The organism is uncultured Phascolarctobacterium sp., assembly GCF_934190775.1.
Taxonomy (GTDB): domain Bacteria; phylum Bacillota; class Negativicutes; order Acidaminococcales; family Acidaminococcaceae; genus Phascolarctobacterium_A.
The window spans coordinates 109,700-121,214 of sequence record NZ_CAKPTG010000001.1; the positions used below are offsets into that span (position 1 = coordinate 109,700).

At 45.1% G+C, this 11,515-nt stretch carries 10 protein-coding genes and 1 riboswitch; of the genes, 3 read left to right on the forward strand and 7 right to left on the reverse strand.

The window, feature by feature from the left end; translation table 11 throughout:
* Positions 1–103: 103 nt before the first annotated feature.
* The gene (locus tag Q0G26_RS00430; protein WP_293827512.1) at positions 104–1,138 is read left to right on the forward strand and encodes a DUF2939 domain-containing protein; all 1,035 of its coding nucleotides are present in this window, start codon (positions 104–106) and stop codon (positions 1,136–1,138) included.
* Between the two features lie 94 nt (positions 1,139–1,232).
* Here Q0G26_RS00430 and Q0G26_RS00435 read toward each other — a convergent pair whose 3' ends face one another.
* The 3 genes from Q0G26_RS00435 to Q0G26_RS00445 form a co-directional block, all read right to left on the reverse strand.
* The gene (locus Q0G26_RS00435; protein WP_293827514.1) at positions 1,233–2,153 is read right to left on the reverse strand and encodes a carbon-nitrogen hydrolase family protein; all 921 of its coding nucleotides are present in this window, start codon (positions 2,151–2,153) and stop codon (positions 1,233–1,235) included.
* Between the two features lie 86 nt (positions 2,154–2,239).
* Complete coding sequence (locus Q0G26_RS00440) at positions 2,240–3,502, reverse strand: aminotransferase class V-fold PLP-dependent enzyme (protein ID WP_293827516.1); 1,263 nt, start codon at positions 3,500–3,502, stop codon at positions 2,240–2,242.
* Positions 3,503–3,535: 33 nt separating this feature from the next.
* A complete protein-coding gene (locus tag Q0G26_RS00445) occupies positions 3,536–4,777 on the reverse strand; it encodes a dicarboxylate/amino acid:cation symporter (RefSeq protein ID WP_293827518.1) in 1,242 nt (413 codons plus the stop codon).
* Positions 4,778–4,985: 208 nt separating this feature from the next.
* Here Q0G26_RS00445 and Q0G26_RS00450 point away from each other — a divergent pair, with 208 nt between their 5' ends.
* Entirely contained in the window at positions 4,986–5,831 is an 846-nt protein-coding gene (locus Q0G26_RS00450) for a MurR/RpiR family transcriptional regulator (RefSeq protein ID WP_293827520.1), read from the forward strand.
* Between the two features lie 75 nt (positions 5,832–5,906).
* Here the strand turns inward: Q0G26_RS00450 and Q0G26_RS00455 are convergent, their stop codons facing one another.
* The 3 genes from Q0G26_RS00455 to Q0G26_RS00465 all read right to left on the reverse strand — a co-directional run bounded on the left by Q0G26_RS00455 (position 5,907) and on the right by Q0G26_RS00465 (position 8,888).
* Entirely contained in the window at positions 5,907–6,815 is a 909-nt protein-coding gene (locus Q0G26_RS00455; protein ID WP_293827522.1) for an exonuclease domain-containing protein, read from the reverse strand.
* Positions 6,816–6,864: 49 nt separating this feature from the next.
* Entirely contained in the window at positions 6,865–7,485 is a 621-nt protein-coding gene (locus Q0G26_RS00460) for a hypothetical protein (protein WP_293827524.1), read from the reverse strand.
* A 224-nt stretch (positions 7,486–7,709) separates the two neighbouring features.
* Positions 7,710–8,888: a phosphoribosylaminoimidazolecarboxamide formyltransferase gene (locus tag Q0G26_RS00465; RefSeq protein ID WP_040564796.1), complete on the reverse strand. Its 1,179-nt coding sequence runs from the start codon at positions 8,886–8,888 to the stop codon at positions 7,710–7,712.
* A gap of 70 nt (positions 8,889–8,958) precedes the next feature.
* A riboswitch (ZMP/ZTP riboswitch) is annotated at positions 8,959–9,037 on the reverse strand.
* Positions 9,038–9,231: 194 nt separating this feature from the next.
* Between Q0G26_RS00465 and Q0G26_RS00470 the strand changes: the two genes are divergently transcribed.
* Positions 9,232–10,128, forward strand: coding sequence for a radical SAM protein (locus Q0G26_RS00470; protein WP_293827526.1), 897 nt, complete (start codon positions 9,232–9,234; stop codon positions 10,126–10,128).
* A gap of 121 nt (positions 10,129–10,249) precedes the next feature.
* On the opposite strand, the gene Q0G26_RS00475 is transcribed toward Q0G26_RS00470, so the two are convergent.
* Complete coding sequence (locus tag Q0G26_RS00475; RefSeq protein ID WP_293827528.1) at positions 10,250–11,479, reverse strand: M20 family metallo-hydrolase; 1,230 nt, start codon at positions 11,477–11,479, stop codon at positions 10,250–10,252.
* Positions 11,480–11,515: the final 36 nt, after the last annotated feature.

Sequence of the window (11,515 nt, forward strand, 5' to 3'; positions counted from 1 at the left end):
TTTTAGTAGTAGGTATTGAAATCTGCCCTTAAGATGATTACAATATATGCAGGCAAAGAATTTTTCTGATTGCCTTTTAATATAGTTTAGGAAGGTCAAAATCATGCAAAGCAAAAAGAAATGGTTTGTTGTATTTATTCTTCTCGCTGCCCTTGCAGGCGCAGCCTTTTATTTTCTTTATTTCATCCGTACACCGGCCTACGCTCTGAACGAAGCGCGTGTTGCACTGCAGCAGCATGACAGCGCAAAATTCTCACGCTACGTTGATGTTCCCTCTGTTATGGATAACGCCTTTGAGGATATCATCAAGGCCGAAAGCAAAATCAACAATGATAATGTTTTCTCCAATCCGTTCGCACTCGGCATTCTGCATATGCTGAAGCCGTCCGTTGTAGACCTTATGACGCAGGAAGCGCTGGACAAAATTGCTGCGAAGCCCGACAATGCGCCTAAGCAGACAGTCGACCCGGTACCTGACGCTATGAAGCGTAACCTGGAGCGTCACATCCCCATCCAAAACCTTACTGTCAAAGATCTGAAGCTCAGCAAACATGAGGGTGAGACAGCAAAAGCAACCCTGGTGCTGCACAACAATGAGCTGGATAAGGATTTTATTGCCGAGCTGTTAATGCAGCAAAACGATAAGGGTGATTGGCAGATAAAAAAAGTCAGCAATCTAGCAGACTTTATCGTCCAATTGGACGCAGCCAAACGTGCTAAACAGGCCTTGCTGAACAAGCCTGTTATGGAACGCCTGAACAAAGCGCTGCAGGCAACCAGCGAACGCCTGACGCTGAACAAGGACAGCAACAAAATCGGCAGCGAGGAAAAAGCTACGCTTACTGCTACCATCATGGCGAAAAACATGACCAACGTTGCTATCAATCGTATGTATTACGATGTAACAGTGTTCAATGACAAGGGCGAGCGGCTGTATTCCTATCCGGAGCATTACCAGGGCAGTATTGCCCCCGGACAGGCAGTGGAGCTCACAACCAGCAAAACTCTGAATTCCATGCTGCCGGATGATAAAAAGCTGATGAATCTGGATATTACCAAAGAAACCGTAAAAATTCAGGTCACCTATATTGCTTTTGACAACGGCGAGGTAATTTCCCCTAAGGGTTTGATTGAATAACCGCAAAAAATTAAACGCTTACATCCCACGCGATGCGTGGGGCGTAAGCGTTTTTTGTTCTTTTGATAAAAATATAGATTTTTACACCACAGCTTTACTCTTTAACATGCAGCTGCAAAACATCCGGGCGTGAATAATGACCACAGGCGTCAAATTCCATACGGCTGGCAGGCACCTTGTCCATATCCAAATCCGCATAAATAATTGCTTCCTTATCCCAGACAGGCTTGGTAATATAATGTCCGTAAGGATCAATCACACAGCTGCCGCCGCGGCAAACAAGCTCCGGCAGCTTAGCGATTTCCTCCTGCGCATGCAAATCAGCAGGATACATATCTTTAGTGAAGAACTGATCACAGTTAATGTAATAACAACGTCCTTCGAGCGCAATATGCTGAATAGTAGCCTGCCACTCAGGATTATCATTAGTATTGCAGGAAATCAAAATCGTGACGCCTTTTTGGTATAAAGCCACACGTGCCAAAGGCATGTAAGACTCCCAACAAATCAAATTACCAAGCGGTCCCCACGGCGAAGCCACCACCGGGAAATAAGCCTTATCCGCATCACCCCAGACAAAGCGCTCTGCTCCCGTAGGTTTAAGCTTACGATGCAAAGCAGCAATGCTTCCGTCAGGAGCAAAGATAATGTTGCTGTTATATAGTGTGCCGCTCACAGCATCACGTTCCGAGATACCGATGCTTACATAAGCACTTACCTCACGTGCCGCTTCTCCGAGCACGTCAGTTTCTGCGCCAGGCACTACAAAGGAGCCATCATAGTAGCGCTTCCAGTCGGCACGTCCGTCCTCCTGCCTGCTGCCTACGGTAAAGCCAAAGGTCATGCCGTAAGGATAGCAGGGAATAATCAGCTCCGGCAGCACGATAAGCTGTGCTCCGCCGGCACCTGCCTGCTTAATCAGATCAATACATTTGGCCAGCGTTGCATCCTTATCAAACATTACGGGCGCACACTGCACTACAGCTACACGACAAATTTTTTCTAAATCTAACATTTTATTCCCCTCAGATGACTCTTAACTCTTATTATCTAAAATACTTACTGTAATCTTTTTATGCGTATACTAATATTTTACAGCGCTCAGAGCTTAGCTAATTCCTGCGTAACCTTCAAATATGCTTCCACCTCATCAAGGTTATGGCAATGGAGCGGAGAAACACGCACTATGCCTTTTAAGCCAAAAGAGTGCAGCATTCTTACAGAATACAGACTTGTATCAACACGGTCAAAAACAACTATGCCACGTTTGACATATTCCGCCGTAGCCTGAGTAGGAGTCAGATTATCAAAGCCAATAGCTAAAATCAGGTCACGTCTCGTCAAATCCGGATTGTCATTATAAACAGTTACACCCTCTATATGTCTGAGTCCGGGAACATCAGCAGTGCCTTCGAGCATATAGTGCAGCAATGCTCTTTCCTGCAGCTCCAACTTAGTCATACCCTCTACAAATTGCTCTCTACGAGTACCATTTTTATTATCAGCAAAGCTGCAAACATAATCGAGAATGCTGGAAATCATCGCATATTGAGCAGGCGCGTCTGATCCCAGGCCCCAGAAGTTTTCCGGTTTTTGGGTAAGACGGGCATGAGGCAATACAGACAGGCGATCACTCAGCCACGCTACGCCAAAGCCACGCACACCGAAAAATTTATAAGGAGCAAAGTTAATGCCGTCAATATCCAGCTCTGAAAGATCCATAACTGCATGAGGTGCATGCTGAACTGCATCAACTGTAATATAGATATCCGGTTTTATGCTTCTGGCCTTTTTTACAATTGCCGGAATATCCATAATCGCACCGGAAATATTGGATGCGTACATTACATTCAAAAGGCAGGTATTTTCATCAATCAAATCACATATTGCATCAACTTCACAGCCACCGGTAAGGATATCAGAAGGAGCAACACGCAACTCTTTGCCTGTCGTTGCGGCAAAATGCTCAGAAGAGTCATAAGAAGAAGGATGTTCCAGAACTGTCGTTACCACATTGGTGCCAGGAATATTTTTCACTACTGTTTCTACCATCGAAAACATCAATTGTGATGCTGTAAGTCCTGTAGCGATACTGCCTCCCTTTACATTGAAGATAACTCTTACATCATCCTCTGCCTTGTGAACAAGATTTTTAAGCTCAACTGCCAAAGGATGCTTTCTGCCATCACAATCAGGAATCATATCCAGCTTATGAAAGCAGTCAGCTGCAGCCTTTAAGCGCAGAGAACCGCCAGCATTTTCAAAAAAGATTCTTGGTGTGCCATCAGGATTTTTATCAAGCAGATAGAACGCATCTCTTGCCTTTGCCATATCAGCTTCATTTAATAATTTACCATATTTCATTTCATGTACCTCCACAAATTTAATCCAACAATCTTATTCTTCGGTCTGCGGCTGGTCAACCATGGATGCATCCCAGATTTTTTCATTTTTTGCAACAAGCAATGTACCAAGGACGTCACCAGATACGTTAACGGTAGTATGACTCATATCAATAAGTCTGTACATACCGGCAATCGGTCCCATCATGTCCATCGGCAAGCCCATAAGATTCAAGAAAATAGCACCGGTTACGATACCGCCGCCAGGAATACCAGGTGCTGCTATAGACATAATGGTTGATATAGTTATAATCATTATTGTCTGCGACCAGGTCATATCCAGACCATAAATTTCAGCAACAAAAAAGGCCAAAATTGTTTTATAAAGAGCTGCACCTGTCAGGTTTATAGTTGCACCCAGCGGCACAGAAAAAGAAGCTATAGACATAGGAACATGCAATTTATTAGTTACACAATCCAAAGTAATAGGGATAGTACCGGCACTGGAGTTAGTTGCTATGCTATTAACCCAAATCGGAATCATAGATTTACACATTTTGATATAATCGACTTTAGTGTACAAATAGGTTATACCGCTCAGCAATGCCCAAATAAGCAGGCAACCTACATAATCTGTAACAACAAATTTTGCCAACGCACCAAACAGCTGCGGTCCATAAACGGCCGTTGTATTAGCCATTAAGGCAAACACGCCTATAGGAGAGTAAAGCATAACAATATCCAACATTTTATATATAATTTGAGCTACGCTTTCGCACATCTCAACAACTTTTTTACCCTTTTCGCCAACATATACTATAGATACAGCAAAAAGCACCGTAAAGAAAATCATCTGCAGGATATCCTGCTTCGCCATCGCATTGATAATATTGGTAGGTACCATATTAAACAAAAAGGCAGAGAAGGAAATTGCTTTTAAGTTTTTCGGATCATAAGCCTTCATGTTACTGGTATCAAAATTAGCACCAGGGTGGAAAATGCTTACTACACCAATACCAACGATACAGGCAACCACAGTCATGATTACATAGATAAGCACAACCTTGCCACCGATTCGTTTAAGCTTTTGCACATCACCAATCGCCGCAATACCGCTAGTCAAGCTGAAAAAGATAACCGGGACTATCAGCATCTTAATCAGATTCATAAAAAGCGTGCCTGCTGGTTTTACCCAAATAGAAAAATCTTTAAACAAAAGACCAGCTGCAATACCTAAAACAAAGCCAATAGCAACTCTGTAAGCGAGGTATTTTTTCGAGAACAAAAAATTCGTCATAATAAAGCCTCCTTTTCTGCGAATCCGCTTCCTTGCATTATTTACAACATTTTTATTCCAATCTGTTGTATTAACAACATTATACTTTTCTATCTTCTAAGCTGTCAATAAGAATTCGCAAAATTCATTCGCAACAATTTTGTAAGCGCAATATTTGTTGCAAAAGATACATTTTCAGCTATAATATAATTATCGGGAGGGGACTAGTATGAACTTTGAGGACAGAATAAAAGATAAAACACTTACAAAGAAGGAAAAAATTATAGCTGATTATATACTTGATAATATGGAAACTATAGGCTTTGGTCCAATTAAGGATGTTGCCAACGCCTGTGGTGTCAGCGATACTTCTATCATCAGATTTTTGCGCGAGCTCGGATATGCAGGCTATACAGATTTCAAAAAATCAATTAACGAAAAATTTTTAGAACAATATAACGCAAATCTTTCACCAATGCAAAAATTTAACCAAAGCAAAAATTACATCAACACCGGCAGTATAGCAAGCGAAGTATTGTATAATTCCATAAATAACATTAACAAGGCTATCAATTCTCTTGATGATAAGCTTTTGCTGGACATAGCAGATTGTCTGATTAATTCCAGAAACAAATATATTGCAGCCTTTCGTGGAACCTCCTGCTGCGCTGACTATTTTTGGAGGAAAGCGATTTATTTTCTGCCAGGACTGGTGTTATGTAACAAGGCAGAGAGTGAAACTCTGGAAAAGCTTGTTGACATCAGCAAAAACGATTGTATCATGATGTTTTCTTATCCCAGATACTCGCAAATCTGCACCATAATCTTAGAGCTTGCCAAAAAACGCGGCGCCAAGATTATTCTTTTTACTGACAGAGTTACTTCTCCTTTAGCAGCTTATGCAGACTTCATCGTCACCACTAACGTAACAGGCTTGAGCTTTACTAACTCTTATGTTGTGCCACTGTGTTTGGCTGAAGCTTTAGCTGTGATAATCAGCAAGAAAGTAGAAAATATTTCTACTGAACGCTTGGAGCTGCTGGATGAAAATATTTATAAAGCAAACCTATACTAGCTTTTAGTAATGGCAAAAAGCCCAGACACCTGTCCGGGCTTTTTTATTTGTTTCAAAGCTTTTGCGTTTGTTTAATTAATTATCCACACCCCTCAGCCAGCCTTTGGCCAGCAACGATTGGCAAAATACATCCTCTTTAAGAATATAGATATTCCTGCCCGTACTTTTCATACTGATGGCAAGCTGCAAATCAGCACCGTCACACACGGAAGCATCCGCTGTGCCAACAATAACCATATCAGCACTGGCTGTAACGTGCTGTGCAACGCTTGCACCAAGCGCAGTCAGTATCTCCCGAACATTTTTAACATAAAGACTATCAAAAGAGCCTAATAAAACTATCTGCTTATCGGCCAGCGGTTTTAAGCTGCTGGCACTCTGCGCAAGCACAAGCTCTCTTTGCTGCGGTGGCAGACGGTAATCAGCCACTGCCAGCTCCTTCAGCTTCTGGTAGCAGCCATTGCAAATATTGCAGTCAACCAGCGCCCTATGCGCACCTGCTGTAGCAATATTAAAGTATTCGGCGACCGCAGTCTGCTTATACCTGCCTAAAAACGGCAATTCATTCTGCGCCAGCTTCATTACATCAACATAATCATTGGTCAATCTTTTAGCATAATAGCCTGCCAGCTTTTCCGCAATAAAGCTCAAATCAAAGCCCACATTGTAGCCTGCAATAATATCATCAGCCAAAAAATCCATAAAGGATAGGATAACCTCATCGATTGACGGAGCATCTGCTACCATAGCATCATCGATACCGGTAAGACGTGTAATATAATACGGAATAGATAATTCCGGCTTAACTAAACTGGAAAATTCATCTACTCTGCGATTATTGCGGTATTTTATAGCCGAGATTTCCGTTATATAATCATTTTGCGGATTCAGGCCGGTAGTTTCAATATCTAAAACAGTATAATCATCAGGATAGCCTACAAGGAGCTTGCCATCTATATACCTATCTCTTTTTATAGAACTCAAAATATCACCTTGCCAAGCCTAGCTCAGCATTTCTTCCTTTCTTTCGTAATCACTCCAGCACCTTCATACACATAATACCCTTTTCGTTACGCACCAGATAAAAGCTAATTACATCACCCTTATGCAGACCGAAAGCCTTTTGAGGCTCGGAAAGCAACGTGCCTATGATATTTACCTCGCGTACTTCCTTAAGAAGCACCTGAACCGCTTCAGCTTCATCGCCGCGCACCAGATAAACCGTGACGATATCCGGATGCGTAGCAATTCTTACAGGATCTAACGAAGTAAGCTTACGCATCGCTTCTGTCGCTTCGTCTGCCTTATAAGCCTTTTGCACCATTGCCACTTTGCTTTGGAACTCGCTCAGGCGAGGCATTTCGCTCGGCAGCACAGCTGCCTGCGCTTCCAGCAGCTCAGCTAAGTGTATCTTCGCTAATTGCTCGTCATTACCATGCAACAGCTTCAGCGTCTTTTTAGCTGCATCATATACGGCACAGCATAATATTTCAAAGCTGATACCTGCCTGTTCATCTATATAACCATAGCAAAGCAAACCGGTGACATCGTCGGTTACCTCAAAAATGCTGCCAAGCTTTTGCGCCACGCTGGCAGCTTCTATGTAAAGATATTTATCCACGATGTCGCGGAAATTCATTCCTTTAAGAAGCATATTATCACCTCATAGGAATGGAGTTAGTTTTAATTATGATATAGGCATTTTATTTTACTTTATTGTAAAAGACTGCCTATATTCAATCATACATGCAAATCATGTAATTTGCAATAAAGCAGCAAGCATTTTTAAGTGTGTTTGGTTTGGCCAAACTAAAAGAGAAGAAATTAAAACGTCCCACCCGTCAAACGAGTGGGACGAAAGTTCATTATAAAGCTATCTTAGTGATGGAACAGGCGCAGACCAGTGAAGGCCATGGCAATACCGTACTTATCGCAGGTCTCAATAACATTGTCATCACGGATAGAGCCGCCAGCCTGTGCAATATATTGCACGCCGCTGCGATGCGCACGCTCAATATTATCGCCGAACGGGAAGAATGCGTCACTGCCGAGAGCAACGTCCTTCAGCTGTGCAACCCAAGCCTTTTTCTCTTCGCGAGTCAGCGGTTCCGGTTTTTCAGTGAAGAAGTTTTCCCATACGCCATCAGCCAGTACATCTTCATAATCATCGGAGATGTAAACGTCGATGGTGTTGTCGCGGTCGGGACGGCGGATGCTGTCCTTAAACGGCAAAGCCAATACCTTCGGATTTTGGCGCAGCCACCAAATATCAGCTTTACCGCCTGCAAGACGGGTGCAATGCACGCGGGATTGCTGGCCGGCACCGATACCGATAGCCTGACCATCTTTTACATAGCAAACGGAGTTGGACTGAGTGTATTTCAAAACGATTAAAGAAATCAGCAGGTCGCGTGCTGCGCCTTCCGGAATTTCCTTATTCACGGTCGGACGGTTTTGCAGCAGATCAGCGGTAATTTTAGCTTCGTTGCGCTCCTGCTCGAAGGTAATACCGAATACCTGCTTATGCTCCAGCAGCTCCGGCTTGTAGTTTTCATCAATTTTAATGATGTTGTATGTGCCTTTGCGTTTACCCTTCAGAACAGTAAGAGCTTCTTCGGTATAACCGGGTGCGATAACACCGTCAGAAACCTCACGCGCCAACATTTTAGCGGTCTGCACGTCGCAAACATCGGACAAAGCAACAAAGTCGCCATAAGAGCTCATGCGGTCAGCGCCGCGAGCACGTGCATAAGCATTTGCCAGCGGAGAAAGCTCCAGATCATCTACATAATAAATTTTCTTCAGAGTATCGCTCAGCGGCAGGCCTACTGCAGCACCTGCAGGGCTTACGTGCTTAAAGGATGCTGCTGCCGGCAGGCCGGTTGCTTCCTTCAGCTCCTTTACCAGCTGCCAGCTGTTGAAGGCATCGAGGAAATTGATATAGCCCGGACGGCCGTTCAGTACCTCAATCGGCAGCTCGCTGCCATTGTTCATGTAAATACGTGCGCTGCCCTGATTAGGATTGCAGCCATATTTTAATGCTAATTCTTTCACTATAACTCCTCCTCTTCTGTATAGTGCCAGTCACTTAGACAAACAAAAAAACCGACACACTGGCACAAGAAAAAATCTTTGCCCAGACGGTCGGCGTGCTACCGGTCATACTCCCCTGTGGTAACCCACTTCCGTCAGTTATATGACCTAATACTAAAATTATAAGATGCCTCGTTGTTTTTGTCAATACCGGGCGATTGTGGTAGAATAAGTGTATGATGAATTAGAGTTTTGCCCCCTTTAGTCTCGCTATCACTCGACAGTTCCCCCAAGGGGGGAACCAAGTATTCTTGTCTATACATATACCGAAAAGGCACGGCAAGCTCTTTTCAAAGGAGGAAATAATATGACTCTCTGTTATGTATGTCCGCATCGCTGCGGCATAGACCGCCCCGCAAATATGTCTGATACTACCGGCTGCTTCGGCAGCTGCGGCGTCGGCCTCGCTCCGATTGTTGCCCGCGCCGGCCTGCATATGTGGGAAGAGCCCGTCATCAGCGGCACTAAAGGCAGCGGTACTGTTTTCTTTTCCGGCTGCAACCTGCACTGTGTTTTCTGCCAGAACTATGACATCAGCTGCAAGGGCTTCGGCAAGGAAATTACCATTGAACGCCTGAAGGAAATCTATCACGAGCTTATCGCCCAGGGTGCGCACAATATCAATCTTGTTACGCCCACCCATTTTACCGAGGCAGTACTGCAAAGTCTGGAAGAGCCGCTGCCGGTGCCTGTTGTTTATAACACCAGCGGCTTTGAAACGCAGGATACGCTGCGCCGCCTTAAAGGCAAGGTTCAGATTTATCTGCCGGATTTAAAATACAGCGACGATATGGCTGCTATCAAATACAGCAACGCGCCCTACTACTTCCGCATCGCAACCGAAGCAATTAAGGAAATGTATAATCAGGTCGGTGACTATCATATTGATGATAACGGTATTATGACTAAAGGCGTTATTATCCGTCATCTGATTATGCCCGGCATGCCGGACAACACCAAGAGAATTATCGACTGGGTTGCTGCCAACTTCAAGCCGGGGCAGGTAATGTTCAGCCTGATGCACCAGTATGTTCCCTGCGGCCGCGCCAACGAATATCCTGAAATCAACCGCAAGGTTACAGATGAGGAATACAAGGAGCTGGAAAGCTATCTGCTGCAAAGCACTATCGAAGACGGCTTTGTGCAGGAGGGTGATGCAGCCTGCAAAGATTTCATCCCCTGCTTTGACGGCACAGGAGTGTAAAAGGCATGAAAAAACCGCCTAATGGTTAGGCGGCTTCCTTCAAACTACACATTTGCGAGGAAAGCCGACCTACCACAATCGGCTATCTCTATACTTTATTATAGCAGTTTTTGCGTTATTGTCAATTTGCCTCCCGGCGCAAAACCTCCGCCAGCACCTCAATGCCGCGGCAGATATCCTCAGTTGAAGCATACTCTGCCGGATTATGGCTGATGCCGGCGCGACAGGGAACAAACAGCATTGTCGTGGGGCAAATTTTCGTCATATGCATAGCATCATGGCCGGCGCCACTGTTCATATGCAAGAAGCTAAAGCCCTTTTCCGCGCAGATTGCTTCGCTCTGCGCCGCCAAGGCCTTATCCAAAGCAACAGGGCTGTCTGCAGTCAGCATTTCCATCTGCACACCGACGCCGTCGCAAACAGCAACGTTTTCAGCCTGCTCGCGGATGCTTTGCAGCACGCGCTCAATGCTGGCTTTATCAACGCCACGCACATCAACCCACAGCGTAACTGCTCCCGGCACAACGTTAATTGAACCGGGCTCTACATCCACTACGCCAACGGTACCGACACTGCCGTTGGCTTTTTCTGTTTCCGCAGCCTCGTTCACCGCTAAAATGAGCTTAGCAGCGCTGACGAGCGCATCATGGCGCATGCCCATCGGCGTTGCACCGCTATGGTCAGCCACACCTTGAATATGAATCTTAAAACGCGTCGGTGCCGCAATATTATGTACGATACCGAGCTGATGCTGCGTCTGCTCCAACACCTTGCCCTGTTCTATATGCAGCTCCGCAAAGCATTTATAGCTGCCAGGAGCAATTACGGCATCACGGTAAGCGTCAGGATTGCAGCCCCATTCACGCAAGGCCTCGATAAAGCTGATATCGCCCTTCTTAGCGCCTTTGTTCAGCTGCTCCGGCGCTGCGCTGCCTGTCAGCAGCTTGCTGCCCATAGTCGCAAAGCCGAAGCGGCTCGATTCCTCCGCACGGAAAATAATCACCTCAATGCTGCGCTCAAGCTCCTCGTCCTGCAGCATATACAGCGCCTCCAAAGCGCCTACCACACCGCACATGCCGTCATAGGCACCACCATGGATAACAGTGTCCAGATGCGAACCGCTAGCCACCGGCGGCAGCTGTGGCTGTTTGCCCTCACGACGTAAGAATACATTACCCACAGCATCGGTGCGGATTTGCAAATGCAAATCCTGCACCTGCTCCAACAGCCAGCTCTGAGCTTTTTTATCCAGCGGACTGTAGGCAAGACGGGTAACGCCCTCTTCACTGTCCGTAAAAGCAGCCAGGCCTTGTAAAAGCTTAGCTACACGTTCATGATTTACCTGTAACATTTTTATTCCCCCTTCATTCGGAAATAGCAACAAAAA

Coding starts and splice junctions, on each gene's coding strand:
- Q0G26_RS00470 (WP_293827526.1), top strand. CDS start 9,232: ATGACTCTCTGTTATGTATGTCCGCATCGCTGCGGCATAGACCGCCCC.
- Q0G26_RS00430 (WP_293827512.1), top strand. CDS start 104: ATGCAAAGCAAAAAGAAATGGTTTGTTGTATTTATTCTTCTCGCTGCC.
- Q0G26_RS00440 (WP_293827516.1), bottom strand. CDS start 3,502: ATGAAATATGGTAAATTATTAAATGAAGCTGATATGGCAAAGGCAAGA.
- Q0G26_RS00445 (WP_293827518.1), bottom strand. CDS start 4,777: ATGACGAATTTTTTGTTCTCGAAAAAATACCTCGCTTACAGAGTTGCT.
- Q0G26_RS00460 (WP_293827524.1), bottom strand. CDS start 7,485: ATGCTTCTTAAAGGAATGAATTTCCGCGACATCGTGGATAAATATCTT.
- Q0G26_RS00475 (WP_293827528.1), bottom strand. CDS start 11,479: ATGTTACAGGTAAATCATGAACGTGTAGCTAAGCTTTTACAAGGCCTG.
- Q0G26_RS00435 (WP_293827514.1), bottom strand. CDS start 2,153: ATGTTAGATTTAGAAAAAATTTGTCGTGTAGCTGTAGTGCAGTGTGCG.
- Q0G26_RS00450 (WP_293827520.1), top strand. CDS start 4,986: ATGAACTTTGAGGACAGAATAAAAGATAAAACACTTACAAAGAAGGAA.